General features: G+C 51.4%; 24 protein-coding genes. 21 read left to right on the top strand and 3 right to left on the bottom strand.

Annotation, left to right across the window (positions count from 1 at the left end):
- Positions 1-11: 11 nt before the first annotated feature.
- The 9 genes from GCWU000342_RS09855 to GCWU000342_RS01520 are packed head-to-tail and all read left to right on the top strand — an operon-like array spanning position 12 to position 9,990.
- A complete protein-coding gene (locus tag GCWU000342_RS09855) occupies positions 12-1,352 on the top strand; it encodes a HesA/MoeB/ThiF family protein (RefSeq protein WP_006905428.1) in 1,341 nt (446 codons plus the stop codon).
- Positions 1,349-3,196, top strand: coding sequence for a YcaO-like family protein (locus GCWU000342_RS01550; protein WP_006905427.1), 1,848 nt, complete (start codon positions 1,349-1,351; stop codon positions 3,194-3,196). Before GCWU000342_RS09855 ends, GCWU000342_RS01550 begins: the two co-directional genes overlap by 4 nt.
- Complete coding sequence (locus GCWU000342_RS01545) at positions 3,190-4,353, top strand: zinc metalloprotease (protein WP_006905426.1); 1,164 nt, start codon at positions 3,190-3,192, stop codon at positions 4,351-4,353. The genes GCWU000342_RS01550 and GCWU000342_RS01545 overlap by 7 nt, the downstream gene beginning before the upstream one ends.
- Positions 4,340-5,782: a hypothetical protein gene (locus GCWU000342_RS01540; RefSeq protein WP_006905425.1), complete on the top strand. Its 1,443-nt coding sequence runs from the start codon at positions 4,340-4,342 to the stop codon at positions 5,780-5,782. Before GCWU000342_RS01545 ends, GCWU000342_RS01540 begins: the two co-directional genes overlap by 14 nt.
- Before the next feature lie 2 nt (positions 5,783-5,784).
- Positions 5,785-7,083 (top strand): aminotransferase family protein, encoded by a 1,299-nt coding sequence (locus tag GCWU000342_RS01535; protein ID WP_045000113.1) that lies wholly within the window; start codon positions 5,785-5,787, stop codon positions 7,081-7,083.
- Between the two features lie 11 nt (positions 7,084-7,094).
- On the top strand, positions 7,095-7,853 hold the full coding sequence (locus GCWU000342_RS01530) for an SDR family NAD(P)-dependent oxidoreductase (RefSeq protein ID WP_006905423.1): 759 nt from the start codon (positions 7,095-7,097) through the stop codon (positions 7,851-7,853).
- Positions 7,854-7,875: 22 nt separating this feature from the next.
- On the top strand, positions 7,876-8,022 hold the full coding sequence (locus GCWU000342_RS10390; RefSeq protein WP_006905422.1) for a hypothetical protein: 147 nt from the start codon (positions 7,876-7,878) through the stop codon (positions 8,020-8,022).
- A gap of 23 nt (positions 8,023-8,045) precedes the next feature.
- On the top strand, positions 8,046-8,822 hold the full coding sequence (locus GCWU000342_RS01525) for an ABC transporter ATP-binding protein (RefSeq protein WP_006905421.1): 777 nt from the start codon (positions 8,046-8,048) through the stop codon (positions 8,820-8,822).
- Positions 8,812-9,990 (top strand): ABC transporter permease, encoded by a 1,179-nt coding sequence (locus GCWU000342_RS01520; protein ID WP_006905420.1) that lies wholly within the window; start codon positions 8,812-8,814, stop codon positions 9,988-9,990. Before GCWU000342_RS01525 ends, GCWU000342_RS01520 begins: the two co-directional genes overlap by 11 nt.
- A gap of 333 nt (positions 9,991-10,323) precedes the next feature.
- Here the strand turns inward: GCWU000342_RS01520 and GCWU000342_RS01515 are convergent, their stop codons facing one another.
- The 3 genes from GCWU000342_RS01515 to GCWU000342_RS01505 form a co-directional block, all read right to left on the bottom strand.
- Complete coding sequence (locus GCWU000342_RS01515) at positions 10,324-11,400, bottom strand: GHKL domain-containing protein (protein ID WP_006905417.1); 1,077 nt, start codon at positions 11,398-11,400, stop codon at positions 10,324-10,326.
- 197 nt (positions 11,401-11,597) lie between these two features.
- The gene (locus GCWU000342_RS01510; protein ID WP_006905416.1) at positions 11,598-12,305 is read right to left on the bottom strand and encodes a LytR/AlgR family response regulator transcription factor; all 708 of its coding nucleotides are present in this window, start codon (positions 12,303-12,305) and stop codon (positions 11,598-11,600) included.
- Between the two features lie 234 nt (positions 12,306-12,539).
- Entirely contained in the window at positions 12,540-13,772 is a 1,233-nt protein-coding gene (locus GCWU000342_RS01505) for an argininosuccinate synthase (protein WP_006905414.1), read from the bottom strand.
- Positions 13,773-14,052: 280 nt separating this feature from the next.
- On the opposite strand from GCWU000342_RS01505, the gene GCWU000342_RS10820 reads away from it, so the two are divergent.
- From GCWU000342_RS10820 to clpP, 12 genes are all read left to right on the top strand, one after another.
- Entirely contained in the window at positions 14,053-14,184 is a 132-nt protein-coding gene (locus GCWU000342_RS10820) for a hypothetical protein (protein WP_006905412.1), read from the top strand.
- Between the two features lie 12 nt (positions 14,185-14,196).
- Positions 14,197-14,676 carry a GNAT family N-acetyltransferase gene (locus GCWU000342_RS01500; RefSeq protein ID WP_006905411.1) on the top strand — a complete coding sequence of 160 codons (480 nt, stop codon included), beginning with the start codon at positions 14,197-14,199 and terminating at the stop codon, positions 14,674-14,676.
- Positions 14,677-14,713: 37 nt separating this feature from the next.
- Positions 14,714-15,940 (top strand): bifunctional glutamate N-acetyltransferase/amino-acid acetyltransferase ArgJ, encoded by a 1,227-nt coding sequence (argJ, locus tag GCWU000342_RS01495; RefSeq protein WP_006905410.1) that lies wholly within the window; start codon positions 14,714-14,716, stop codon positions 15,938-15,940.
- Between the two features lie 35 nt (positions 15,941-15,975).
- On the top strand, positions 15,976-16,890 hold the full coding sequence (gene argB, locus GCWU000342_RS01490) for an acetylglutamate kinase (RefSeq protein ID WP_006905409.1): 915 nt from the start codon (positions 15,976-15,978) through the stop codon (positions 16,888-16,890).
- Between the two features lie 13 nt (positions 16,891-16,903).
- Positions 16,904-18,100 (top strand): aspartate aminotransferase family protein, encoded by a 1,197-nt coding sequence (locus tag GCWU000342_RS01485; RefSeq protein WP_045000112.1) that lies wholly within the window; start codon positions 16,904-16,906, stop codon positions 18,098-18,100.
- Positions 18,101-18,272: 172 nt separating this feature from the next.
- Complete coding sequence (locus GCWU000342_RS01480) at positions 18,273-19,160, top strand: DNA/RNA non-specific endonuclease (protein ID WP_006905406.1); 888 nt, start codon at positions 18,273-18,275, stop codon at positions 19,158-19,160.
- A gap of 134 nt (positions 19,161-19,294) precedes the next feature.
- Positions 19,295-20,113, top strand: a complete 819-nt coding sequence (locus GCWU000342_RS01475) for a sigma-70 RNA polymerase sigma factor region 4 domain-containing protein (RefSeq protein ID WP_006905405.1) — start codon at positions 19,295-19,297, stop codon at positions 20,111-20,113.
- Positions 20,114-20,249: 136 nt separating this feature from the next.
- Positions 20,250-21,224 carry a TAXI family TRAP transporter solute-binding subunit gene (locus GCWU000342_RS01470; protein ID WP_006905404.1) on the top strand — a complete coding sequence of 325 codons (975 nt, stop codon included), beginning with the start codon at positions 20,250-20,252 and terminating at the stop codon, positions 21,222-21,224.
- A gap of 13 nt (positions 21,225-21,237) precedes the next feature.
- On the top strand, positions 21,238-23,187 hold the full coding sequence (locus GCWU000342_RS01465) for a TRAP transporter permease (RefSeq protein ID WP_006905403.1): 1,950 nt from the start codon (positions 21,238-21,240) through the stop codon (positions 23,185-23,187).
- A gap of 106 nt (positions 23,188-23,293) precedes the next feature.
- Entirely contained in the window at positions 23,294-24,667 is a 1,374-nt protein-coding gene (gene glmM, locus GCWU000342_RS01460) for a phosphoglucosamine mutase (RefSeq protein WP_006905402.1), read from the top strand.
- 108 nt (positions 24,668-24,775) lie between these two features.
- Positions 24,776-26,104: a trigger factor gene (gene tig / locus GCWU000342_RS01455; protein WP_045000107.1), complete on the top strand. Its 1,329-nt coding sequence runs from the start codon at positions 24,776-24,778 to the stop codon at positions 26,102-26,104.
- Between the two features lie 77 nt (positions 26,105-26,181).
- Complete coding sequence (gene clpP, locus GCWU000342_RS01450) at positions 26,182-26,763, top strand: ATP-dependent Clp endopeptidase proteolytic subunit ClpP (protein ID WP_045000105.1); 582 nt, start codon at positions 26,182-26,184, stop codon at positions 26,761-26,763.
- Positions 26,764-26,835 lie beyond the last annotated feature (72 nt).

The raw sequence follows: 26,835 nt of genomic DNA, 5'->3' as shown, positions 1-26,835 counted from the left end.
TGAGGGCATGTATGAAACTCTACTTAAACCGATATCAGCCAATCATCATGAATGCTTCCGATGAAGTTTATTTTCCCTATGTCGACAAGACCTTTTATCCGAGAGAGCAAATCGATGATCTGAGGAGAGAGGAGGGAATTGACGAGGAGGAATTGGTCCGCAGCTATGGGAAGGAGCAAATCGACAAGTGGAAAAAAGTGCAGATATTGCTTCCCTTTCCGATTCAGGCCTGTGGCCGGTATTCCAGGGAGTCATCCTTTGAGTACTTTCTGCATATGGACGGGTGCAGGAATAAATTAGAGAGTGCCAGAGTTCTGATTCTGGGCTGTGGAGGAATCGGAAGTCATGTTGCTTGGAACATGGCGGCCCTGGGGATTGGTCATGTTTTCCTTGTGGACAGCGATGTGGTTGAGGAGAGCAATTTGAACCGTCAGCTCCTGTACGACACGGACGATATCGGAAAATCAAAGGAAGAAGTCCTTGGGAGCAAGCTGAAAAAAATAAATCCGAATACAAAAATCTATCCGATCCATCAAAGGGTGGATTGTAAAGAAGCCCTGGAGGACCTGCTTGTCAATACAAGACCGGATGTGGTTGTAAAGTCCTTTGACTCGCCGATATACATATCCAGATGGCTGGATGAGGCCTGTGAGAAATTAAACTGTCCTTATGTGTGTGGAATTATGAACGGAACCAGGCAGCTTCTCGGCCCGACCTATCTGGGCAGGGGGACAGCGAGATTCAGTGATTTTTTCTATATTGATCCGGACATGGAAAAAGTCGGCGGCATTGCCCCGTCACTGAGCTTTGAGCTGATGGAAATGGCAGCGGGTCTGTCGGAGGAGGTCTTTAAGCTCCTGACAGGATATGGAAATTTGAATTATAAGAACCGAATCATAGAGTCAGAGAATATCTCCAATATCAAAAACGTGATAACGACAGACCTCTATGACGCCAAGAGCGCAAGAGGAAGGGGAGATATTTTTCGCAATCTGTTGATTCTGGTTTTTATTTACTGGATTGGAAGCATCTTTTTGCATACGGGCGGAGCCGCGCTGGCCCTGACGCTTCTCTATGCGCTCATCGCCTCAGCCCTCATCAGTGAGGAGGAAAGGTCTGCCCTGCTCTGCGCCAATGTCTTCTCTTTATTTTGCATTGGGATGAATTACTTCAATCAGACGGTCGCGCGTCATGAACCAATGAATCATCCCGGAGACCTGCTGGTCCAGTTTACAACGGTTATTACAGTGGTAAGCGTCTTGCTCCTGCTGTTTACCGCCGTAGAAATGTTGGTGTGGAATGGCAAAAAAAGGATTATCCGCTACATGAGAGGAAGGGGGAATGGAGAATGAGTCAAGACCAAAATTTAAGAGAATTGAGCGCGTCCAAACACAAGGACACCACGCCGGATATGACAATTCAGCGGATCCGGGGTATTTTGTCTGAGCTCAAGATAGAGACCCGGGAATCGGTTCTGGAGAATCAGGAGATCAACACCTGCTCTCTGAGACTCTCTCTTAAGGATTCATCCGCAGGCAGTAATGGGAAGGGGATGTCGAAGGAATTCGCGAGAGCGAGTGCCTATGCTGAATTTATAGAGCGCCTTCAAAATAACAAGATGGCAGCGAACGCGACTTTTAACAATGTCCTTCACGAGAAGAAAAATGACCATTACATTTTCACGGATGAGAGCTTCCTGTCCGCGGAGGAGCTTATCCGGGAGGAAAACGCCTTTCTCAGATTCTTTTTTCAAACGAGAACAGACGACGAGCGGCAGTGCGATAAGTCAGAATTGCTCAGAAGATATCAGAAGCTTGATTATAATGTGCATCGCACAAGAGATTTTCTCTGTGTACCCTATTTTTCTGTCTGTGAAAAAAAGGACGTGTATATTCCGTATTTCATGCAGAACATGTTCTACGGGAGCAATGGAATGTGCGCGGGAAACACGATCGAGGAGGCTCTGGTGCAGGGGTTGTCAGAAATTTTCGAGAGGCGCGTCCAAAAGGAACTGATTATGAAACAGCTGTGTCTCCCGGACATTCCCGAATCCTACATCAGAAAATATGAAGATATTTACAGGATGTACCAGACGGTAAAAAGGAACAGAAACTTTAATATCTATATCAAGGACGGCTCTCTGGGCGGCAGGTATCCGGTGTGCGTTTTGGTGATCGCGGATAAAAACAGCGGCTGGTTCGGTGTGAAAATGGGATCGCATCCTGATTATCACATCGCGATGGAACGTCTCTTTACAGAGGCAACCCAGGGGATTGACCTGAAAACATTTTCAAAGAAATCCTATCTCCTGTTCAGCAACAGCAATGTGAGCAATGTCAATAACCTGCAGAACAGCTTTAAGACAGGGGATGCCGCCTATCCCTATCAACTGTTTGGAGAGGATTATGACTATCCCTTTGTAAAGCCAAGGGATTTTACAAGAGCCGATAATCAGGAAATGCTTTCCTACGCTGTCAATATCATAAGACAGGAGGGATATGATCTTCTCATTCACGACGCGTCTTATCTTGGCTTTCCGAGCTATCACATCATTGTGCCGGGATTTTCAGAGATGAATGTGGCGACAAAAAATGATTTTGAGGCGGATAATACGCGCTATCACGTGCAGAAGCTGGTCTATCATCCCGAGCTGATCGACGAGAAGAATGTCTCCTATCTGATCAGTGATATCAGCTATTACCAGCATGCTCTGCAGAGCAACACGCTGACGGATTTCGCGGGATATCATCTTGAGGAATCGTGTACAGGTTCAAAGTATGGTGTCGATCTCCTCTATTTCAAGGCCATGCTCTATGTATACGAGGAGGACTATGAGAGAGCCCTTCAGCTTTTGGAGCTGATCCTGCGAATTCTGGAGGACAGAGAAATCTCTGAGGACGAGATGACCTATTTCAGGGCGGTCAGGTCATATCTGGAGGGAATGGTTTACGTGATGAGCCACAGAGAGGTAATTAGCTGTCTTCGAAAACTATATGACGAGCGGTATGTGAACCGCCTGGATGATTATTTCAAGGACGCGAAGCAGGCGCTGGTAAAACAGTATCGCGGCTATGACAGGGATTACAGAACAAGAAGCTATCAGATGCTTCTGGAATTGACCGAGAAGTATGTCCGCAGTCAGGAGAAAAGCCGCAAGAGGGGCAATGAAGAGATAAGGGCTCTGGGGATATGCTGAGTAAAAATAAGAAGCTTGATTTTACTTTGTTAGACGACTGTTTCATGGTGAAGAACTGCGGGACGGGAAAGTATGTAAAACTGGGCAGCAGGGAAACGCGGTTTCTCTATGATCTGATCGGAGAAGAAGTGATTCCGGTTCCGGCGGGAGAGGAGATGCCCTCTCTTCGTCCGGAGGAAAAGCGCTTTCTGCAGTCCAAGTTTGAGCAGTTTGGTTTCATCGGAAAAAGCGCTGATGTCAGAAGAGAAAAGAGGAATGTGTTTGACTGTTCGATTGTGAGCTTTGGGAACAGCAGGATCTGTAAAAAATGGATCGGCTTTTGGGCGGGCTTTATTTCAAAGGGCGGTCTGGCCCTGCTTTTTCTTTCTCTTGTCGCGATGCTGTCCATGGTTAAGCTCTTTTATCCGGTCTATCTGCGCGCGGTCACCACAGTCGTTACAGAGACGCGATGGTCTGCGGTGATTGCGATGTATCTGATTTATCTGATCAGCGGAATTTTTCATGAGACAGGCCATCTCGCCGCCTGTTGGAAATTTACGGGAATGTACGGGCGCTTTGGGCTGAAGCTTTACTTTGGCTTTCCGACATTTTATTCCGATGTGAGCGATATCTATCGGAGCTCTAAGAGAATGCATGGGATCGTCACCTCCCTGGCAGGTGTCCTGATGAATCTGGAGCTTTTTTTCTTCTCCCTCTGTTTGATTCCGGCCTTTGCCAAAGCTGAGAGGCTTATGTCCTGCCTGCTCATGTTTGGAGCCTTCAACCTGGGCAGTTTCATCGTAAACCTGATTCCATTCGCTAAATTTGACGGTTACTGGTTGATTCGAAACATCAGTGGGATCAACTATTTGTATGATAAATCGGTCTCGCTCACGATGCTCTTTCTCTTGAGACATGGGTCCTATTCCATGCTGCAAGAGAAGAAGAAGAGCCTTCTGGCCCTGTATGGGGCTGCCTGTCTGGCCTATAGCGTCTGCCTCTGGTATCTGTTCGCCAGGGCCGTGATGACCTACCTGGAATTATTGAAGCTGTCAGACACTGGCATGCAGATTGGCCGGATCTTATTATGGATTGTCGTTCTTGCCGGAGAGGGCAGTTTTTGTGTCAGATATTACAGTAAAGCGAGGAATTACATTGGAGAGAATGCTGCTTATTAATTTTGTGAGGGAGGAAAATGGTCTTTACGCTCTCAGAAAAGACCGCCACACAGAAGAGGTCCGGGAGAAATTGCAAGACAGCTATCGCGCACAGGTACTGGAAATAGAGCTTTTACCCAATGTGTATGAGCTGATTGAAGAAATTCGGGCCTATGACATGAATCATGTCGGCATCCTGGTGAATCCGTCCAATACCCGCTATGTCAAGGACTTTTCTGTGATTTTATCCACAGAATGCGCGGACCTGAAGATACACATGTATCCGATCGAAAGCCTGGACAGGGAATATGATGACTCCGCGCTTTGGAGAGGGACCAGATTTTTCCTGACGGGTCTTTATCCGTCGGCACAGAGAGAAAATATGGTCACAAAACATATCTGTATGGAAGATATCTCAGAGGATCTTTTGAAGGGGATCGCGGGTTACGTCGGTATGAACCACAATCTCTTTGTCAGAGGGGCGGGCAGTATGGATTTTAACCGGGTCAGTCGTACCGGTTATCTTGCGTCAAATGCGACACAGATCATCAGAGAGGAGGGCTGCAGTCGACTCGTGATGAACGGAGGGGAGAGTGAAAAGAGATTTCTTTTTACCGGATACGCCCAATATCGGGAGCCGCCGGACGGTGCTGAGATGAACACGTATGTGGGAATCTACAGAAGAGAAGATTTGGATGCCTTTCTCGCGGATATGAGGGAATACGCGAGGACAGGCCTGGTCAGGCAAAACAGAATGTGGAAGCCGGATATGATTGACATGTGCCGCTTCTGTAATTCGAGCAATTGCTCGGTGGATTCCATGCAGCGGCTGCGGGTGAAAAGAAGCGGCCTGTATCCCTGTCTGACTTCTGACTATTGCGCCGGGACGGCAGGGGAGCCCTTCTTTCGCCTATCCGTCAGAATCAAGCGGGACAAGTCCGCGGCGGCGAATCACAGGGACTGCGTAAACTGCGGGAGCCGGGAAAGCTGCAGCAAATGCATCGCCCTTCCGGAATTCTTGTCGCAGGAGGACTTTTGCAAGCTGATGACAAACGAGATGAGATTTTCTTATCTGTATAAGTCATTGCTGGCTCTGAAGTTTATTTTCAATTCCAGGATCTTAAGGCCGGAGGATGATATCAGAGTGGTTACTCCTCTGAATCAGAAGGATCTGTGTCAATCGAAAGAGTTTATCCTGGATGAGGACAGCTTTCTGATGGAGAAAAGGGCAGGAGAGAGGGAGTACATTCTCTTTTCGATTCGAAGGGCAAAGGTCTTTCGGGTCAATGAGAATTTCTTCCGATTGAGTGAAATCGCGGCGAGAGGCTGTGATATCGAGGCGTGCGCCAGGGCCTTCGGATACGCGACCGAGGAGGAGAAAAGGTCAATTCAGGAAGCGTATCGACAGGTGATTTCAAAGCTGCAGGATCTGCATATGTTAGGAGGATGAGTATGGCAAAAAACAGTGTGATCTATCCTTTGTCCAATGTGAACAAACAGAGCCAGAGTATTCTCATCCAAAGAGGAGAGGGAAGCTATGTCCTGGATGAAAACGGGCGAAGATACCTTGATTTGAACAGCGGACTGTGGAATGTGCCCCTGGGCTATGGCCTGCGGCAATATGAGAGGATCATTGCGGAGCAGTGTCATACCCTGCACTATGTCAACCTGATCAGCGCGTCATCGCCCATAACAGACCAGTTCGCGGATGAAATGATTGATTATGCGGGCGGGGGATTTGTCAGGCTGGTCTATGCCTGCTCAGGTTCTGAGGCGGTGGAGTGCGCAGTGAAAATCGCCCGAAAATATATGCATATCAGCGGGCAGCCGGAAAGGAAGGTGATATTGTCTTTTGACATGTCCTATCACGGAACGACCTGTGCGGCTATGTCTGTCAGCGGTATGGTAAGGGAGACGGTGGAATACGCTCCGTTGATGGAAGGAGTCCGATTCTTACGAACGCCGTTTTTCCCGGGAACCAATGGCGCTGAGAAGGAAGAGAAAGAGAGAGAGGAGTATCTGAAGGACCTGGAGAAAAATTTTCGGGAGCAAGATGTCGCCGCAGTCCTCCTGGAGCCGGTTATGGGATCGGGTGGGATTATCAGCCTGCCGGACTGGTATCAGACAAGGCTCTTTGATCTGATCAGGCGATATGGGGTTGTCCTGATTGCGGACGAGGTCGCTACAGGATTCGGCCGAACCGGCTGTAAATTCGCGTCTGAGAAGTTTTCTGTAAAACCGGATCTTCTATGTCTTTCGAAGGCGGTCACGAATGGGATTATGCCAATGGGGGCCGTGCTGATCAACAGGAGAATAGCAGACGCGTACGCGTCAAAGAAGGAGTATATCAATCATTTTTCGACACAGAACGGAAATCCGATTGCCTGCGCGATCGGGTGCGAGACCCTTCGGCTGATTGATGAGAAGATGATCAGAACAATTAACCGGCAATCGGATCAGTGGAGGACATTATTAGAGGTCTTAAGACAAGGCCAGCCCCGTGTCAGAGAGATCAGGATACAGGGGCTTATGATTGCGATTGATCTGGTGGATAATGAGGAAAAGCCGGTATCCATGGATGAACTTGGTCTGCTGGAGTCCTTTGCGCTGCGGCAGGGAATGCTCCTGTATATCTTTCAATGTCCCGGCAGGACTGCCGGGCTGATGCTGATGCCACCCTACGAGCTCACGAAAGAGGAGATAGCCAGAGCTGTCAGAGCGCTCGACAAGGTGATTGAGAGCATCGGATAAGGGGGCGGACCATGTTATTGGAGAAGAAGGTGAGCGTAATCACCGGCGCGCTCGGCGCGATCGGGCAGACAATGACCCGGATGTTTTTAAGAGAAGGAGCCCTGGTCATAGGGACAGACTTAGACAAGGCGGTTCGAGAAGAGGAGGCCTTCATAGAGAGGGTAGGCCGTGAATTTGGCGATCAATATATTATTCTCTCCTGTGACATTAGCAAAGTTGAAGAGATTCGTTCTCTCGGAAGAAAAATAAGCGAGAGAGGGCTGGTTCCGGAAATTCTGGTCAATAATGCGGGAATTAACTACCTGGGATACGCCAGAGATGTCACTGAGGAAAACTGGGATCATATTTTAGGGGTGAATTTAAAGGGGGCATTTTTTATGAGCCAGTGTATCGGGAAACTGATGATGGAGGGGAAAGGAGGAGCCATTGTAAATATCGCGTCTCAGCACGGAGAGGTCGCGAATCTGCAGCGTGCCCCCTATTGCGCCAGCAAGGCGGGATTAATTAATTTAACGCGCGCCCTGTGTCTGGAGTGGGCGGAGTATGGAATACGGGTTAACAGTGTGCTTCCCACCTTTGTGCTCACAGAAAAAAATGAGCAGATGCTGATGCAATCCGGCAGGTACAGGACTTATATGCGGGAAATACCACTGAGAAGATACGCGACGGCTGAAGATGTTGCCAACGCGGTTTTGTTTTTCGTGAGCGACAGGGCGTCTATGATCACAGGACAGGCTCTGGCGGTTGACGGAGGCTATCTGGCAAAATAAGAGTTTGATAAGGAGGATTGACATGAATCAGGGATTACTTGCTTTTTTGCTCGTATTGATTGTACTGGTGAACTTGCTCTTGAGGAACACAAAGGTGTTAATCGCGAGCGCGGTTTTAGTGGTAATTATGATTATCATTGTCTTCGCCAGATATGGCAGAAAGGGTTGATCAAAAGAGAAGGAGATATTTGTATGGAAGCTATCGTTATAGCGCATGATTTAGAAAAGAAATACAGGATTTCGCGAAAACAGCAGCGGCTGGACCAAAGCAAAAGCAGGGAAAAAATCGCCCTGTCAGGTTTGAGTTTTACGGCGAACCAGGGAGAAATCTATGCCCTGCTGGGACCGAATGGCGCGGGCAAAACAACCAGCCTGCGCATTCTGTCCGCGCTGATAAAAGCGGACAGGGGAGACTGCAGCATCAATGGAAGCAGTGTTTCGAAAGAGCCGGAAGCGGTGCGCGCGCAGATCGGTTTTCTCACGTCAGAACTGAAATTAGAGGATTATTTCACTCCGAATTATCTCTTTGATTTTTTCTCGGAATTGAATCATGTGCCCGCGAAAACAAGAGATGAGAGAAAGAATAAGCTCTTTGAGCGATTCGGGATCAGTCGCTTCGCGGAGAGTAAGGTCGCCGATTTGTCTACCGGAATGAAGCAGAAGGTCTCCATCGCAATCTCTCTGGTTCACGATCCGGAAATTATTATTTTTGATGAGCCGACAAACGGATTAGATGTGATTACCGCGCGAACAGTTATGGATTTTCTGCGGGAAGAAAAGGCTCGTGGGAAGACCATTATTATTTCAACGCATATTTTTGACCTGGTAGAAAAGCTGGCCGACCGGGTCGGCTTTATCATGAAGGGAAGGCTGGTCAGAGAGGGGACTCTGGAGAGTCTGACCAGGGAAAAGAGTCTGGAGGAGGTTTTTTTTGAAATTTATTTAAATGAGGTGGGCGATGAGACTTAAGAATATCAATGCGATTATTAAAAAGGAACTGACCCGTTTTATCACGGATAAGAGGCTCTTGTTTGTATCCGTATTCATGCCGGGGATTATGATTTTTCTGATGTACAGCTTACTGGGAGCTTATATCAATGGCAGCGAGAAAAAAGAGGAGACAAGCTACCATATCGCTGTGTACCATCTGCCGGAGAGCCTGGCCACACTAAAAAGCCTGAAAAATGTTGAGATGGAAAGCATGGGAGAGGCCGGTCAGTTAAAGGAGTATCAATCTCAAGTCAGGAGCGAAAAATTAGACGCGGCAGTTGTTTTCTCAGATACGTTTGACAGCAGCATGAAGGCGATAAAGGAAGGGCGGCCAACAAAGGCGGAAGAGATCAGCATCTACTATAATTCGGGCAATGACAAGAGCAAGGCGGCCTACGCATATCTGCAGTCTTATTTTAACAGCTATGAGTCCTCCCTTTTCAATGCTCTGGATATCAATGCCGGGGGAGGCCAATATGATCTGGCAAGTGATGAGAAGGGCATCGCGAAGACGCTTTCGGGTCTTTTGCCGATGCTGATTATGACAATCCTGTTCAGCGTGTGTATGTCTCTGGCGCCGGATTCGATTGCCGGAGAAAAAGAGCGGGGAACGATTACAACCTTGCTTGTAACGCCGGTGAAGCGGTCGGATCTCGCCATAGGAAAGATCCTGTCACTTGGCATTCTGGCTATGGCAAGCGGGATCTTCAGCTGCCTGGCAATCATTTTGTCCATGCCGAAGATCTTTGGCAGTGATCAGCTAAAGGCGTCCATGTACGGGGGGAAGGATTACTTTTTCCTTCTGCTTGTCGTTCTATCGACCATTCTTGTCATGATTGCCATAACCTGCCTGATTTCAGCAAACGCGAGATCGATCAGGGAGGCGAGCACAAGCATCGCGCCCCTGACATTTGCGGTTATCATGATTGGCTTTTCGGGAATGTTTATTCCATACACGGAGACGACAACAGCAATGTATGTGATTCCTCTTTTTAACAGCGTGCAGTGTCTGACCGCGATCTTCGCAAAGGACTTTCGCGCGGTCAACTGTGTGGTGGCGACGATCAGCAATATTGTCTGTGTGATTCTTATGACAATGGGGCTGGCGAAGATGTTTAACAGTGAAAGAGTGATGTTTAACAGGTAAAAAATGTCAGTGAGCCTGCGTCAGAGAAAGGGGACAATCGTCCGCGCCTGTCAAAGAATGAAAAGCACCGCGTACTCTTCAGTACGCGGTGTGTGGAATGCTCAATGGTATTGCTCAATAACGTTACATTCAAAAGTAATCAGTGCAAGAGTCCCAAAATAACATCAATAAGACAGCTTAAAAACATGATGATCCCTCCTTACTATAATATGCGTATTTCCTGTTACGCTTTTATTTTACAGAGAGGGGATCTTTTTTTCTCTTGAGAAAAGGCGAACGTTAAAAAATCGTGCTAAACGTCTGACCGCATCAGGCTCTCAGTCATACTTGTGCTCAGGCCCTCAGCCATACCTCTGCTGTGAACACACCGTCCTTGATATTGGTGTGAAAAAGCCCCTCATATTTTTCGACCGATCTGCGGATGTTTGAGAGTCCGAAGCCGTGGTTTTCGGTGTCGGCCTTGGTCGTCGCGCAGATCTGCTGATTGCTTGTGCTGTTTATGACCTTCATATACCAGGTCGTCTGTCTGGAGTATATTTCGATATCTATGAAGCCCTCGTCCGGATTCATGACCTCGACTGCCTCAACCGCGTTTTTCAGGAGGTTTGACACGATGATGCAGAGGTCGCGGCCGCTGACTTGAAGCTCCTCTTTCATAAAGCCCTTGATGTTGATTTTGTATTTTCGCGCTTTCAATGGGGCAAGATAGTAGTTGAGCATGGTGTTGACTATTTCATTGCCGATATCGATATTTTGCCGGCTGATATTTGTGATCTCATCCAGCATTTCCCTGGTAAATGACCTCGCGGTATGGATTTCCTGATGCTCAAGGTAATACTGTATCTGCACCAGCTGAGCGATGGTGTCATGCCGATACTGGCGGGTTTCCTTCTCTTTTTCCAGCAGCTGCTCAAAGTAGATGCGCTGCTGCTCAATGTATTTTTCGGTCACGAAGCGCTCGTAATCAGACCGCATCTTCGCGTTGATATAGTAGATGATAAAAAATGAGGAGTACAGGATGATGATGCCGCCAAGGACCAGCAGAATCTGCCCCAGCCACAATATGTGCCCCGTATAATTTTTCTCGATAAATGAGGTGAAAAAAGAGTAGAGGACAGTAATCACAAACAGGAGCATGGCATAGATGCAGTTGAATTTCAGGGGGAGGATAAAGCTGTTCGGAAGCATCTGTTTAAGCTTTGCAACATAAAGTCCCCATATCATCGATACGATGATCGCCAGAGTCAGAAGGGTCTTTCCGATATCATCCCGCACGCCGGCGATATTACATATGTACCGGATGAGTGAGCCGGCAATCTCCAAAATTGGGAAGGCGACGATAAAGAGCTGAAAAAAGGTCTTAAAATCAATGATCAGGAAGAAATAAATGCAGAAGGCACCCAGGATCATTCCGGCGATCAGAAGCTGAGAAAGGCGATGGCAGCGCGTTATGGCCAGAAAAAAGGAACCCAGCAGGGCGGCAGTGACTGGAAGATATATTATTGTTTTTTGCGGAACCCTCGTTTCTCAAAGAAGGTGTAAAAGAAGGACAGATATTCAAAAACAGTCAATAGCAATATTGCTCCCGACTCCACATATTGCATCAGTTACCCCCAGTATGCTTCATTCTCAAAGAGCTTCTTTTTGACGTCCGTTTCCCTGCGAAAGGATACCATGGCCCGTATGCCGTTGTTTAAGGTGATCACCCGATCCTGAATATCGGCGACATGCGTCATATTAACCAGAAAGCTCTTATGTACCCTGAGAAATAAGTCAGGGCATAGCCTGGCTTCCAGATTTTTTAAGGTGAGATTGACAGAGATATTTCGGTCTTTCAGATACAGGATTGTCTTATTGCGGTATGCCTCAGCCATATAGAGCTTTTTTTGATTGATCTTCCACTGGCGGCCGTTTACTTCTACAAGCAGGTCGGGGAAGGTCCTCTGTTTTTTGCGCGCGCTCTCTACGGCCTCATACAGCTCAGAGAGTTCGATGGGTTTGGTGACGAAACGGGTGGCCCCAATCCGGAAAGCGTCCTTGAAACGCTCTCGCTTTGAAGTCAGCATAATAATATTCACATTCGGATTGAGCAGGGTCAGTTTTTCAGATGCCGCAATACCGTCTGTTTCGGGCATATCAATATCCATCAGGATCGTCTGCTGATCCTCGGCATGAGAGAGAAGTGTTTTGGCATTATAAAAATGCTGCAGCTGCAGCTCGACATTTCTCTTTTTATAAAATTTGAGCAGATATTTCGCAACAACTTCGTGAGTTATTTTATCGTCATCACAGATCGTCAGAGAAAAAGTATCCATTGATGCCCCCTATGAGGTATTCACATAACAACCTCCCCTGTGATGAATACAGGCGCAGAATCTGCGCCCGCACACGTATATTATATAAAAAAGCCCGGTGCGGTTCAAACCTGATCACATACGGACAAGTACAAATCACATACGGACAAGTTCAAATCAGATCACATATGAAGGCGGCCCCCGCCTTCATGATTGCCTGGAAATACCATGATCCCCATAAAAGATCAAGCGCTTTTACCTAGACTTGGCCTTCTTCTCCACATGCTCGAGCATCTGGGCGCGAACCTTCAGGGGGAGGCCGAAGAGGGTGATGAAGCCCTGGGCGTCATGATGGTCATACTGGTCGCCGGTGGTGAAGGAGGCCAGTGACTCAGAGTAGAGGGAGTAGGGGGAAGTCGTACCGGCCTTGATGATATTGCCCTTGTAGAGCCTGAACTTGACCTGGCCGGTCACATAGGTCTGGGTGGAGAGTACGAAGGCGCGCAGGGCCTCGGAAAGAGGAGTGAACCACTTGCCCTCGTAGACGACCTGAGCCAGCTTGTTGCCGATATTCTTCTTCTCCTCCATGGTGGCGCGGTCGATGCAGAGCTCCTCGAGCTGGCGGTGAGCCTCCATCAGAATGGTGCCGCCGGGAGTCTCATAGACGCCGCGGGATTTCATGCCGACCACCCGGTTCTCCACGATGTCAATGATGCCGATGCCGTGCTTGCCGCCCAGACGGTTGAGCTCACGAATGATGTCGGCCGCTTTCATCTGCCTTCCATTGACAGAGGTGGGAACGCCGGCCTCGAAGGTCATAGTCACTTCCTCCGCCTCGTCGGGAGCCTCCTGAGGGGTCTTGGACAGAACCAGAAGGTGCTTGTAATCCGGCTCCAGAGAAGGATCCTCCAGCTCCAGCCCCTCGTGAGAGATATGCCAGAGATTGCGGTCACGGCTGTAGGACTCGTCAACGTCAAAGGGGAGGTCAATGCCGTGGGCCTTGCAATAGTCGATCTCGTCCTGACGGGACTCCAGGGTCCACTTGTCATCACGCCAGGGGGCAATGATCTCGATGTCAGGGGCCAGAGCCTTGATGGAGAGCTCAAAGCGGATCTGATCGTTGCCCTTGCCGGTGGCGCCATGACAGATGGCGACGGCGTCCTCCTTGCGGGCGATCTCAACCAGCTTTTTGGCGATGCCGGGGCGCGCCATAGAGGTACCCAGAAGATATTTATTCTCATAGACCGCGTCGGCCATAACGCAGGGGATGATGTAGTCCTCGGCGAAGGAGTCGGTGATATCCTCAATATAGAGCTTGGACGCGCCGCAGTAGCGGGCTCTCTCTTCCAGTCCGTCCAGCTCTTCTCCCTGACCGCAGTCAACGCAGCAGCAGATGACCTCGTAGCCGTAGTTCTCCTTGAGCCAGGGGATGATTGCGGTCGTATCCAGACCGCCGGAGTACGCGAGAACAACCTTGTCTTTCGCCATGATACATGTCCTTTCTTGACAGCTTTTTCTTTTGAACTGAACTAAATATACAGGAAAATCAGCGGATCAAGCAAGTGTAAAAATATACATATTTTAAGAATAAAAATACATATTTTGAGCGTAAAATGACGAATCAATGAAATGACAAGGAGAAATACGGATAGAAAAATTTGGTGAAAATGCAAGAATATGCAGAATGAACTTGTAAAGAGGGCAGAGACAGGTGTAAGATAAGCAGGCCTGAAGAGCCCTGAAATAAAATTCATAGGATCTTCATAGAGTGACGACCAGCGGCCGTCTGGCCCTGGCGCACATCTCCAGGGACACAGCTACAGCGGCCGCCCTGGCCTTCTACCGCAGGGTGGAGCAGGAGGGCAAGGGGAATGTCGACATGAACGTATGGTATGAGTGAATAGGATAGAATATGGAAGCGAAGATCAATTACACAATTCGCACCATGAGGGAAGAGGACTATGATCGGGTTCTTGCTCTCTGGAAGAGCATCCATGGGCTCGGTCTGCGAAGCATCGATGATTCCAGAGAGGGGATTGCCCGCTTTATCCGCCGGAATCCGACGACTTCCATTGTGGCGGAGATGGATGGCAGAATTGTGGGAACGGTCCTGTGCGGACACGATGGAAGAGAGGGAAGCTTCTATCACGTCTGTGTCGCTGACAGCTGCCGCAAGAGAGGAATCGGCGGGGCCATGGTGACAGCCGCCATGCTGGCTCTGCGCAGGGAGCACATCAATAAGGTGATTCTGATTGCCTTTCAATCCAACGAACTGGGCAATGCCTTCTGGCGGGAAGAGGGCTGGAGTCGAAGGGAAGATATTCATTCCTATGCGTTTATCCTGAACGGGGAGAATATCACCCGCTTTAACAGGCAGTCGGGTCTGGCATAGAGCATTGTTTTATCAGAGGGCAGGAGAGGAGGTGCCAATGTATCAGGTGATCGAGGGCGGCGTTGCCGCTGCCAGTGGCTTTCGCGTCGGACATACTGCCGCGGGGATCAAGTACCGGGAGAGAGTAGATATGGCTCTGCTGGTCTCTGACAGCTCCTGCGCGGCTGCGGGTGTCTTTACCAGGAATGTGGTCAAGGCAGCGCCGGTTCTCTGGGACAGGCGGATTGTCAGGGAGAAGGGAACAGCCCGCGCCATTGTCGTCAATGCGGGAATCGCCAATGCCTGCACGGGTCAGCGGGGGCTTGGGGTCTGCGGGAAGACAGCAGATTGTGCCGCCAGGGCCCTCGGACTTGCGCCGGAGGAGGTTCTGCTGGCTTCTACCGGTGTGATCGGGATGGATCTGCCCCTGGATCGGATCTGCGCAGGAATCGGGGCTATGGCTTCTGACCTTCAGTCCGGCCCTGTGGCCGGTCATCGGGCAGCCAGAGCCATTATGACAACAGACACTTCTCCCAAGGAGGCTGCGGTGACGCTGACTTTAGATGGGAAAAGGGTGACTATTGGCGGTATGGCCAAGGGCAGCGGGATGATCCATCCGGATATGTGCACCATGCTCTGTTTTATCACAAGCGACTGCGCCATAGAGCAGAGCCTTTTGCAGCAGGCCCTGGCAACGGTTGTGCCGGACACGTTCAACATGATCAGCGTGGATGGAGATACTTCGACCAATGACACATGTCTGCTTCTCGCCAATGGACAGGCAGACAACCGAAGAATTGACAGGAAAAATGAGGACTATGAGGCGTTTGTCAAGGCCCTGTCAGCGGTCTGCGGCTCTCTGGCCCGGCAGATGGCCGCGGACGGAGAGGGAGCGAGCTGCCTCTTTGAGGTCAAGGTGAGAAATGCCCGCTCTGACGCGGAGGCCAGAATTCTGGCTAAGTCGGTGGTGACCTCTTCCCTGACCAAGGCGGCCATCTATGGTCATGACGCCAATTGGGGCCGCATACTCTGCGCTCTGGGATATTCCGGTGTGGACTTCGATCCGGATCGGGTAGACCTCTATTTCTCGTCTGAAAAGGGAAAAATCCAGCTGGTCAAGGACGGTCTCGCCCTTGATTACAGCGAGGCAAAAGCGACAGATATATTGACCGCCCCAAAAGTAACGGCGATTTGCGACATGAAACAGGGAGACCATGAGGCCACGGCCTGGGGCTGTGATCTGACTCATGACTATGTAACCATTAACGCGGACTACCGATCATAGGACCTGCAAGAGATGATTCGAGGAGAGAGACACAGATGGAAAACGGCACGATTTCAGACAAGAAGATCGAAGAGATTCAGGACAAGGCCGCGACATTGATCGAGGCAATCCCCTATATTCAGCGCTTTAACCGCAAGGTGATTGTGATTAAATACGGCGGCAGCGCCATGCTGGATGAGGAGCTGAAAAAGGACGTCATCCAGGATGTGGTTCTCTTGAAGCTGGTCGGATTTAAGCCTGTCATTGTCCATGGAGGAGGCAAGGAGATCAGCAGCTGGGTCGGCAAGGTCGGCATGAAGCCGAGCTTCATCAACGGTCTGCGTGTGACGGATGAGCCAACCATGGAGATCGCAGAGATGGTCTTAAATCGCGTCAACAAGTCACTGGTCCGTATGGTTGAGGAGCAGGGAGTTCACGCCGTTGGAATCTCCGGCAAGGACGGCGGTCTGCTCAAGGTGACAAAGAAATTGTCCAAGGGGCAGGATATCGGCTATGTGGGAGAGGTCAAGGAGGTTCACCCGAAGATTCTGCTGGATCTGCTGCAGAAGGATTTCCTTCCGATTGTCTGCCCGATCGGGTATGACGATCACTATGATACCTATAATATCAACGCGGATACGGCTGCCTGCGCGATTGCCAGGGAGCTTCAGGCAGAGAAGCTGGCCTTTTTGACTGACATCGAAGGAGTCTATCAGGACTCAAATGATCCCAGGACGCTGATCTCAGAGCTGACCGTCTCTGAGGCCCGCAAGCTGATGAAGGACGGCTGTATTACAGGCGGGATGCTGCCCAAGATAAACAATTGTATTGAGGCGGTTGAGAACGGAGTCAACAGAGTTCATATTCTGGATGGCCGCCTGGCCCACTGCCTCCTTCTTGAGATCTTTACCGACAAGGGAGTTGGCACGGCCATGCTCTCTGATGATGCCGTATCAGCTGACAAAATATAAGGAGAGGACCGGTATGAAGCAGGAGGAATACATTAACAGGGCAGAAGAGAACCTCTTTCATGTCTACAATCGCTTTCCCGTCGTCTTTGACCACGGGCAGGGGGTATATCTCTATGATACGGACGGGAAGAAATACCTGGACGCGGGCTCTGGGATCGGGGTCATGGCTCTGGGATATGGTGACCCGGAATATAACTGTATTCTGCACGAGCAGCTGGAACGGCTGATTCACAGCTCCAATCTCTATTATACGCCCCAGCTTGCGGCCGCCTCAGAGGCAGTGACTCAGGTCACCGGTATGGACCGGGTCTTTTTCACCAACTCCGGCGCCGAGGCAATCGAGGGAGCCTTAAAAACTGCCAAAAAGCATGCTTATCTGAAAAACCCGAAGGCCGGTCAGAAAATCATAGCCATGAAGCACAGCTTCCATGGCAGAACGGTTGGAGCCTTATCTGTCACAGGAACAGAACATTATCGCACCCCCTTTTATCCCCTGATGGACGGGGTCTGCTATGCTGAATTTAACAATCTGGAGTCCGTTAAGAACCAGCTGGAGGAAGGGGTCTGCGCCATTATCCTGGAGACCGTGCAGGGAGAAGGAGGGATCATCCCGGCCAGCAGGGAATTCCTGCGCGGGATCCGCCGGATTTGTGATGAGCGCGGCATTCTGATGATCGTCGATGAGATTCAGTGCGGTATGGGGCGCAGCGGGCGAATGTTCGCCTATCAGGACTATGGAATCCGCCCGGATATTCTGACCACGGCCAAGGCCCTGGGACTCGGCCTGCCAGTGGGAGCTTTTTGTGTCAGCCAGGACTTGGCTCAGACGTCTCTGGTCCCCGGAGACCACGGGACTACCTATGGAGGAAATCCCCTGGCATGCGCGGCAGTGACCGCCTCGATCCGTCTGATGCGACAGCGGAGAATCCCGGAGCATGTGACAGCCCTGTCACCGTATTTCGAAGCAATACTCCAGGGCATGGCAGATCGCTATGACTTCATCAGCTCCTATCGGGGCATTGGCTTTATGCGCGGGCTTGTGACGACCTTAGAACCGGGGCAGGTGGCGGCCAGGGCCTTAGAGGAGGGGCTGGTCATTCTGACGGCAGGCAGGGATGTCATCCGAATGCTGCCGCCTCTGATCTTTCAGGAGAGAGACTTTGACGAGTTAGAGGAGAAATTGATCCGTGTTTTCGACTCCTTTCGCTGACGGCCCGCGCACACGCTTCTCTTGCGCTCATCTTTGAAAAGGAGTGCTTTCGAAAAAGGAATACTGTCAAAAGTGATTCAGAGAGAAAAGCGATTCGAAGAGCAGTTCAGAGAAAAAGAGCAGTTCAGAGAAAAAACGATTCAAAGAAAAGCGATTCAAAGGGAGCTTGTTCATGATTGGCGGAAGAAGTAAGCGATGGGGACTTCTGATCGTACTGGCGCTGGCCGGTTTGGTCGGCCTGAATGGCTGCGGTTCAACCGCGCTGAGGGCCGGTCAATCCGAGAGGGAAAGCAGCAGCCAGATTTCGAGGGAGGAAGACGGCCGGCAGGGACAGACGAAGGATTTGTCAGGTCAATCAGGCACAGGCGAAGAGGAGAGCAGGGACCAGTTTGATCCGGCGGACATTCCCGCCTATGAGGGGTCCGCTTTTGCCGTCATGCACAGGAATCGGCCCTACTTCAGCAGGGAGGAAACAGACGGTCTTTCGGGCCAGTCCTATTCTGAGCTTGATTCTATGGGACGCTGCGGGGTGGCCTGGGCAAAGATCAATCCGCAGCTCATGCCCACAGCCAAAAGAGGGGAGATCGGAGCTGTCAAGCCCAGCGGCTGGCATACCATTAAATACGCTGATATTATCAAAGACCGCTATCTCTACAATCGCTGTCATTTGATCGGTTATCAGCTGACCGGCCAAAACGCCAATCCCAAGAATCTGATCACAGGAACCCGCTATATGAATGTGAGCGGGATGGAACCCTTCGAGGACCTGGCGGCTTCCTATGTCAAGAGGACAGGGAATTCCCTTCTCTACCGGGTGACTCCCGTTTTCAGGGAAAATGAGCTTGTCGCCAGAGGCGTGCTCATGGAGGCTTACTCTGTCTCAGACGCCGGCAGGAGCGTCAGCTTCTGCGTCTTCTGTTACAATGTGCAGCCCGGGATCGAAATCGATTACAGGGATGGAAGCAGTCATCCCGACGGGAGCTATCAGCTGTCGGACGGAGACTATTTCTCCAGGGGCTTTACCGTGCCGAAGATCAGCACAGGAAGCTTCCAGAACTGAGAGGGAAAAGAGGAGAGAATGCGGCTGACAGGTCCGGGCCTGGCAGGACAGAAAATCTTTTTCAGGAGAGGAATTTTTCTGTGCTAAAATAGAGAAGTTATTGTGTGCATGTTTTTGAAAGGGAGCGCTTTCATATGGTGCAGAGTCTCTCGGATCTGTATTCGATGACCATTGACCGAGCCTATTATACCGCCGCCTACCTGATGAGGGATGAGCGGCTGACGCTGGATCTTCTGCTGATTTCTTATGCCAGAGCCCAGCAGTATCTCTCCATGCTTGGCGAGGGGGTTGGCCCAGGAGAGCTGATGGACCGCATCGTGGCCGCGAGCGGAATGACCATGCTGGCTCAGGTACACGAGGAGGATTACCGCAAAATTTTCGCGCAGAAAGAGACCGTGAGCCAGGGCTATGCCAAGAGGGAGCTTCTGTCCTCGGTTTGCCTGCCACAGAGCGGGGAGGATGACAGGAACAATCCCTACGAGAGGGCCGGAAACCGCCTTGTGACGGCCCTGCGTATTATGAATCTGCCCGAATCTCTCGCCGGATTTTTCTATTATGAGCTGTCGATGAGTCCGGAGGAGATCGCCGCGGCGATGGGGATTTCGGAGGAGCTTGTGGGCAGACATCTGACAGCGGCCTGCAATAAACTGCGTCAGATGGCTTCTGACTGGATTCGGCAGGGGCGCATTCCCGCGGATGTAGACCCCATACCCTTTTTGCTCTGGGGATTTGCGAGGGATCAGGAGAGGGATCGCTATCGGGGAGAGGATCTTTTGCCTCTGATTCAGGAGCATCGGGAGGAGCTGCTCTCGGGGAAGGGTTTGTTCTGGGAGAACCCAAAACAAAATCAGGAGAGGACGACAGGGGGACAGGGCGCCGCTCTTGGTCTTGAAGCATGGAGAGAGCGCCTGTCAGACGGCCTGGATTGGCTGAAGTCAAAGTTTTCCTCATGACAGGGGCTTTGCGTCCGAAAGAAGAGGGAAAAATCTTCTGTGCGCGGAGCGGACATTTGATTGCCATGGATTGCTGTGAAGAAGCCGTAGATTGACGTGAAGAAGCCACGGATTGACATGAAGAAGAGGAGAGAGTATGACAAGGAAGAAGAGATCGCGCGCGGGCTGCCTGCTTGCCATGGGACTGGCTGCGGCGCTTTTTCTGGCGTCCTGCGGCAGCCAGAATCGCCTCATGTTCGGAACCGGCGGAACCGCCGGTACCTACTATAGCTTTGGCGGCGTTTTATCTCAGTATATGACCAATTTCGCCGGCGTTAAAGTGACGGCGGTATCCACCGGCGCCTCCAAGGTCAATATTGAGTCTATTTCTGATGGGGACTACCAGCTCGGCTTTGCCCAGTCCGACGTCATGACCTATGCCTGGAATGGAACCCGTCTCTTTGAGTCCTCCGGCGCCAACCGGGACTTCCGCGTCCTCGGGGCCCTCTACAATGAGACGGTTCAGATCATCACCATGGACGACAAGATCCAGTCAGTCTCTGACTTAAAGGGCAAGAGCGTCTCAATCGGCGCGGCCGGCTCCGGCGTCTATTTCAACGCCGTAGACGTCCTGAAGGCGGCGGATATCTCCCTGGATGAGATTCGCCCCCAGTACCAGTCCTTCGAGGATTCCAAGGAGTCCTTAAAGGATGGCAAGATCGACGCCGCTTTTATTGTGGCTGGCGCTCCTGTTACGGCAATTACCGAGCTGGCCACAACCAATGGGGTAAAGATCGTCCCGATTAACGGAACGACCCGCGACCGTCTGCTGGCGGATAACAAGTTCTATGCCGCGCAGACCCTGCCCGCCGGGACCTATCCCAAGCAGAATGATCCGATCGAGACGGTGACTATCAAGGCCACGGTTCTTGTCTCAAAAAATCTGGACCTGAATACAGTCTACAAGCTGACGGCAGCCATTTTTGACCACAGCCAGGACATCGCCAGGGAAAATGCCAAGGGCAAGGAACTGTCCGTATCATCTGCAACGCAGGGGATCGATATCCCCTTCCACGTGGGAGCGGCTAAGTACTACGCGGAACACGGCGTCATTGTGAAGTCAGAAGAGTGAGAGAGGAGTCCCGATGAGCGATATGAATCAGACGGTGTCGTCCGCGGAAGTCGACGCCGTGATGAAGAAGTATGACCGAGAGTCCAACACCCGCATCTGGACCGGCAGGCCCGGTCTGGTTATCAAGTGCGTTATGGTGGGCTTTTCCCTTTTTTGCATTTATGTGACTTTGTTTGCGACATTTTTAGAGGAAATTCGTCTGACCTCCTTTATGGCCCTGATCATCATGATGGGCTTCCTGGTCTATCCGGCCAAAAGGGGTGAGCAGAGAGAGAATCACATGCCCTGGTATGACCTGATTTTCACCATTCTGGGGACCGGTTCCTACCTCTACTTCACGTTTAACGCAAAGAGCATCGTTCTCCAGGGAACGCATTTCACAGTTCTTCAGATTCTGGTGGGGATTGTCGCTGTTGCCGCTTTGATCGAGGTGACCCGTCGCTGTGTCGGGATTCCCATCCTTTTAGTGGCCGGTTTTTTTATCCTCTACGCGGCTTTTTATGGTCTGACCAATCCGGACTTCTTTGGCCGTGTCCGCTATCTGATCCGCAATCTCTTCTACACGAAAGAGGGAATTTTCGCGACGCCCGTCAATGTCGCGTCCAAGTACATTGTGATCTTTATCATCTTTGGCGCCTTTTTGGAGAGAACAGGGATTTCGGGCTTCTTTATTGACCTGGCCAACTCCATTGCCGGTCGCTTCTCGGGAGGCCCCGCCAAGGTGGCGGTTATCTCCTCCGCTCTCTGCGGCATGGTATCCGGTTCTTCGGTAGGAAATACCGTGACGACTGGATCTGTCACCATCCCTATGATGAAAAAGACCGGCTATCGCCCCGAGTTCGCGGGGGCCGTTGAGGCGGCTTCCTCGACGGGAGGCCAGATCATGCCGCCGATTATGGGAGCGGCGGCCTTTCTGATGGCGGATTTTGTCGGGGTCCCCTACTCTGATATCATCAGCCGGGCCATTATTCCGGCTTTTCTCTATTTCGCGGGGATTTTCATCACTGTGCACCTGGAGGCCAAGCGGCTGGGCCTCAAGGGAGAAGAGCCTGAAAACCTGCCCAGGGTGAAAGAGCTCTTTAAGAAGATCTATCTGCTTCTCCCCCTGGTCATGCTGGTCTACTGGGTATCCGCCAATGTGATGACCATGCAGAAAGCGGCGGCCATCTGTATCCTGTTGTCGATCCTGGTCTCTCTCTTTCACAAGGACAATCGGATTACGCCGGGCAAGATCGTCGATGCTCTTATGGCAGGAGGCCAGTCCTCCATTACGGTGGGAGCAGCCTGCGGCGTGGCCGGCATTATTTCCGGCATTATCACCATGACCGGATTGGCAAATGAACTTGTAAACGGTATTGTGGGGCTGGCGGGCAACCGCCTGATCATCGCCCTGCTCTTGACCATGCTTGTCTGCATCGTTTTGGGCATGGGGGTGCCGACGACTGCCAATTACGCCATCATGGCGGCGACCACGGCGCCTATTTTAATCCGCATGGGGGTGCCGACTCTGGCGGCCCACTTCTTCGTGTTCTATTTTGGTATTGTCGCGGATATTACGCCCCCGGTCGCGCTGGCAGCCTATGCGGGATCCGCCATCGCCAGGTCTAATCCCATGAAAACGGCATTTAACGCCTCGAGACTGGCCATTGCCATCTTTATCGTGCCCTATGTCTTCTGCTATAACCCGGCCCTGCTTTTGATCAATACGACGGTGCCGACGATTATTCAGATAACGGTGACCTCCCTGATCGGGATCTTCGGCGTCGCCTCTGCTTTCGAGGGGTATCTTCTGGCTAGAATTCATCCTGTCGTCCGCGTTCTCTTTGCCCTCGGAGGCCTTATGCTGATCGATCCCAGGGCGCTGACGGACATCATCGGCATCGTGGTCATAGCGGTCTGTGTCCTGATCCAGTACCTGGCCTCCAGGAGCTCAAAGGGCGGCGCAGCTATGGCAGGCGCATAGGAAATGTTATAATAGCCTTCGCCTTTATGTGGAGCCGGCGAGAAGAGGATATGCCGACCGCCCGGCGATGATCAGATGTTGATTTTCTTTTGCGTGAGGTAGATTTATGGGCAAGTATTTCGGAACGGACGGATATCGGGGTGAGGCCAATGTAGTGCTGACGGCTGACGCCGCGTTTCGCGTCGGCAAGTTTCTGGGCTGGTATTACAGCCGGAATAAGAAGGAGGGGGAGGAGACCCGCATTGTCATGGGCAAGGATACCCGGCGGTCCTCCTATATGTTCGAGTACGCTCTGGCAGCAGGCATCACCTCGACGGGAGCGGACTGCTATCTGATGCATGTCACGACGACGCCCTCTGTCTCCTACGAGGCGAGGACAGAGGACTTTGACTGTGGAGTCATGATTTCCGCTTCGCACAACCCCTACTATGACAATGGGATCAAGATCATCAACGGGGCGGGAGAGAAGCTGTCCGATGATATCATTGAGAAGATTGAGGCCTATTTGGACGGGAAGATGGGAGAACTCCCCCTGGCCACCGGGACTAAAATCGGCCGCACCGTCGATTTCGCCGCCGGCCGAAACCGCTATATGGGCTATCTGATCGCGACGGAGACCAGATCCTTCAGGGGCCGCAGGATCGCGATTGACTGCTCCAACGGGTCCGCCTCCAGTGTGGCGAAATCTGTCTTTGATGCCCTGGGAGCCGATACTCATGTGATCAACAATACGCCGAACGGGACCAATATCAATGACAGGTGCGGTTCGACGCATATCGAGGCCCTGCAGCACTATGTGATCGCCGAGGGCTGCGAGGTCGGCTTTGCCTTCGACGGAGACGCGGACCGCTGTCTGGCTGTCGACGAGAACGGTTGTCTGGTCAACGGCGATCAGATCATGTATGTCTGCGGCAGATTCTTAAATGAGCGCGGACAGCTGCACAAGAACACCATTGTGACCACTGTCATGTCGAATCTGGGACTCTACAAGGCATTGGACCGGGCCGGGATCCGCTACGAGAAGACGGCTGTCGGAGACCGCTATGTCTATGAGAATATGTCTGCCAATCACTTCTCCCTGGGCGGGGAGCAGTCCGGCCACATTATCTTCAGTCGGCACGCGACGACCGGCGACGGTATCCTGACAGCCTTAAAGATTATGGAGGCCTGTATTGAGCAGGGAAAGAGCCTGAAAGAACTGGCGGGGGACTGCGTCATGTATCCTCAGGTTCTGGAGAATGTCCGTGTGACGGACAAGGAGGCCGCCCAGAAGGATGAAGAGGTCCTGGCCGCTGTCAGAGCGGCGGAACAGGCTCTGGGAGACGATGGGAGAATCCTGGTCAGAGCTTCGGGAACAGAGCCCTTGGTAAGGGTTATGGTTGAGGCTGTAAATGAGGAGACCTGCCGGAAATATGTCGATTCTGTCGTGCGTGTGATTCAGTCCAGAGGGTTTGCAGAAGAGGAAAGGCCTATGCTATAATCCCATTTGTTTGTGCACTTATACGCGGATTCGCGATAGGTGCTGAGGAAACAGTGGAATACACGTGTCCCGTCGTGCGCTTCGGCGGCTGACAAGGAGGAGCAGGAAATGAGCGTTAAGGTTGAGAATTTAGAGAAGAATATGGCGAAGCTGACCGTCGAGGTCGATGCGGCTGAGCTTGAGAAGGCTCTTGAGAGAGCATATCAGAAGCAGAAGAAGTCGATTTCCGTTCCCGGTTTCCGCAAGGGCAAGGTGCCCAGACAGCTGGTTGAGAAGATGTACGGACCCCAGGTCTTCTATGATGATGCCGCCAACGACCTGCTCTCAAAGGAATATCCCAGGGCATATGACGAGTGCGGCTTAGAGATCGCCTCACAGCCCAAGATCAATATTGAGCAGCTTGAGAAGGGCAAGAACTTCATCTTTACGGCCGAGGTCGCCGTGAAGCCGGAGGTAAAGCTGGCTGACTACAAGGGAATCGAAGTGACCAAGATCGATACGGACGTCACAGATGATGAAGTGAATACGGAGATTGATTTGGAGCGCAATAAGAATTCCCGTACCGTCACCGTAGATCGCGCCATTGAAAAGGGTGACACAGCCAACATCAACTTTGAGGGTTTTGTCGACGGACAGGCATTTGACGGGGGCAAGGGAGAGAACTACGATCTCAAGATCGGCTCCGGTTCCTTCATTGACAATTTTGAGGATCAGCTGATCGGCCATAGGGCCGGAGATGAGCTTGAGGTCAATGTCACCTTCCCTGAGAATTACCAGGAGAAGAGTCTGGCAGGCAAGGCGGCAAGCTTCAAGGTCAAGGTCAACGAGGTCAAGACAACCGAGCTTCCGGACCTGGACGACGAGTTTGCCCAGGATGTTTCCGAGTTTGACAGCCTCGATGAATACAAGGCGGATGTCAGGAAGAAGCTGGAGGAGCGCAAGAAGGAGCAGGCAAAGCGGACCCAGCAGGATGAGGCTGTCGCCAAGCTGGCGGAGGCTTCTGAGATGGAGATCCCGGATCCCATGGTCGACTTCCAGCTGGATCAGATGATGAATGAATTCTCTCAGAATATGGCTCAGCAGGGATTGTCCATGCAGCAGTACCTGCAGTTTACCGGTATGAATATGGCCCAGTTCCGTGAGCAGGCCCGCCCGGATGCACTGAGCAGGATTCAGTCCTCTCTGGTTCTCGAGGCTTTGGCCAAGGCGGAGGGACTTGTCGCCTCTGACGAGGATGTCGAGGAAGAACTCAAGAAGATGGCTGACAGCTACAAGATGGAGCTGGACAAGGTCAAGGAGCTGGTCGATGAGTCCCAGCGTGAGAATATGAAGAAGGATCTGGCGATCCAGAAGGCGGTTGACCTGATTTACGACAATGTCAGGGAAGTAGAGAAGAAGGAAGAGGACAAGAAAGAAGAGCCCGAGAAAGAGGAGTAATCGCATCACAGGCAGACAGAGGTGGAAATGCTCCCTTGTGGGGGCATTTTCGTCTCTTATGAAAGAGAGGGATTTCTATGGCATCAATGCCTTATGTAATTGAACAGAACAGCAGAGGAGAGAGGAGCTATGATATCTATTCAAGACTCCTCAAGGACCGGATTATCTTCCTGGGCGAAGACGTCAATGAGACGACGGCTTCCCTGATTGTGGCCCAGCTGCTCTTTTTGGAGTCTGAGGATCCCAATAAGGATATTCACCTCTATATCAATTCCCCCGGAGGGGTGGTGACCTGCGGGATGGCCATCTATGACACGATGAACTATATCAAACCGGATGTCTCAACCATCTGCATCGGAATGGCTGCTTCCATGGGGGCATTCCTTTTGGCGGGCGGCGCCAAGGGCAAGCGCTATGCCCTGCCCAACGCGGAGATTATGATTCATCAGCCCTCCGGCGGGGCCAAGGGCCAGGCGACGGAGATTGAAATCGCCGCAGAGAGCATTTTAAAGACCAAGCGCAAGATGAATCAGATTCTGGCGGACAATACCGGAAAGACCTATGAGCAGGTTGCGGCGGATACAGAGCGCGACCACTATCTGGACGCCAAAGAGGCTCTGGAGTACGGGATTGTCGATCAGATTATTGACCACCGCTAAAGCGAAACACAGGAAGCAAGAGCAAGGGTAGCCCGTCAGGGATGCCCTTGCCATGTCTTTATCAATGAGGAG

It is taken from the genome of Shuttleworthella satelles DSM 14600, assembly GCF_000160115.1.
In the GTDB taxonomy this organism is placed as follows: Bacteria; Bacillota; Clostridia; order Lachnospirales; family Lachnospiraceae; genus Shuttleworthia; species Shuttleworthia satelles.
The sequence above is the reverse complement of the archived record's forward strand: the minus strand, read 5'-3'. Positions and strand labels throughout refer to the sequence as shown.

What these genes read in the sequence shown, in the direction of transcription:
- GCWU000342_RS01480 (WP_006905406.1), top strand. Translation starts at nt 18,273, where the DNA reads ATGATTGGCGGAAGAAGTAAGCGATGGGGACTTCTGATCGTACTGGCG.
- GCWU000342_RS01540 (WP_006905425.1), top strand. Translation starts at nt 4,340, where the DNA reads ATGCTGCTTATTAATTTTGTGAGGGAGGAAAATGGTCTTTACGCTCTC.
- GCWU000342_RS01485 (WP_045000112.1), top strand. Translation starts at nt 16,904, where the DNA reads ATGAAGCAGGAGGAATACATTAACAGGGCAGAAGAGAACCTCTTTCAT.
- GCWU000342_RS01470 (WP_006905404.1), top strand. Translation starts at nt 20,250, where the DNA reads ATGACAAGGAAGAAGAGATCGCGCGCGGGCTGCCTGCTTGCCATGGGA.
- GCWU000342_RS01500 (WP_006905411.1), top strand. Translation starts at nt 14,197, where the DNA reads ATGGAAGCGAAGATCAATTACACAATTCGCACCATGAGGGAAGAGGAC.
- glmM (WP_006905402.1), top strand. Translation starts at nt 23,294, where the DNA reads ATGGGCAAGTATTTCGGAACGGACGGATATCGGGGTGAGGCCAATGTA.
- GCWU000342_RS01530 (WP_006905423.1), top strand. Translation starts at nt 7,095, where the DNA reads ATGTTATTGGAGAAGAAGGTGAGCGTAATCACCGGCGCGCTCGGCGCG.
- clpP (WP_045000105.1), top strand. Translation starts at nt 26,182, where the DNA reads ATGGCATCAATGCCTTATGTAATTGAACAGAACAGCAGAGGAGAGAGG.
- GCWU000342_RS01465 (WP_006905403.1), top strand. Translation starts at nt 21,238, where the DNA reads ATGAGCGATATGAATCAGACGGTGTCGTCCGCGGAAGTCGACGCCGTG.
- GCWU000342_RS01520 (WP_006905420.1), top strand. Translation starts at nt 8,812, where the DNA reads ATGAGACTTAAGAATATCAATGCGATTATTAAAAAGGAACTGACCCGT.
- GCWU000342_RS01525 (WP_006905421.1), top strand. Translation starts at nt 8,046, where the DNA reads ATGGAAGCTATCGTTATAGCGCATGATTTAGAAAAGAAATACAGGATT.
- GCWU000342_RS01505 (WP_006905414.1), bottom strand. Translation starts at nt 13,772, where the DNA reads ATGGCGAAAGACAAGGTTGTTCTCGCGTACTCCGGCGGTCTGGATACG.
- GCWU000342_RS01550 (WP_006905427.1), top strand. Translation starts at nt 1,349, where the DNA reads ATGAGTCAAGACCAAAATTTAAGAGAATTGAGCGCGTCCAAACACAAG.
- GCWU000342_RS01545 (WP_006905426.1), top strand. Translation starts at nt 3,190, where the DNA reads ATGCTGAGTAAAAATAAGAAGCTTGATTTTACTTTGTTAGACGACTGT.
- argB (WP_006905409.1), top strand. Translation starts at nt 15,976, where the DNA reads ATGGAAAACGGCACGATTTCAGACAAGAAGATCGAAGAGATTCAGGAC.
- GCWU000342_RS01515 (WP_006905417.1), bottom strand. Translation starts at nt 11,400, where the DNA reads ATGATCCTGGGTGCCTTCTGCATTTATTTCTTCCTGATCATTGATTTT.
- argJ (WP_006905410.1), top strand. Translation starts at nt 14,714, where the DNA reads ATGTATCAGGTGATCGAGGGCGGCGTTGCCGCTGCCAGTGGCTTTCGC.
- GCWU000342_RS09855 (WP_006905428.1), top strand. Translation starts at nt 12, where the DNA reads ATGAAACTCTACTTAAACCGATATCAGCCAATCATCATGAATGCTTCC.
- GCWU000342_RS10390 (WP_006905422.1), top strand. Translation starts at nt 7,876, where the DNA reads ATGAATCAGGGATTACTTGCTTTTTTGCTCGTATTGATTGTACTGGTG.
- tig (WP_045000107.1), top strand. Translation starts at nt 24,776, where the DNA reads ATGAGCGTTAAGGTTGAGAATTTAGAGAAGAATATGGCGAAGCTGACC.
- GCWU000342_RS01510 (WP_006905416.1), bottom strand. Translation starts at nt 12,305, where the DNA reads ATGGATACTTTTTCTCTGACGATCTGTGATGACGATAAAATAACTCAC.
- GCWU000342_RS01535 (WP_045000113.1), top strand. Translation starts at nt 5,785, where the DNA reads ATGGCAAAAAACAGTGTGATCTATCCTTTGTCCAATGTGAACAAACAG.
- GCWU000342_RS01475 (WP_006905405.1), top strand. Translation starts at nt 19,295, where the DNA reads ATGGTGCAGAGTCTCTCGGATCTGTATTCGATGACCATTGACCGAGCC.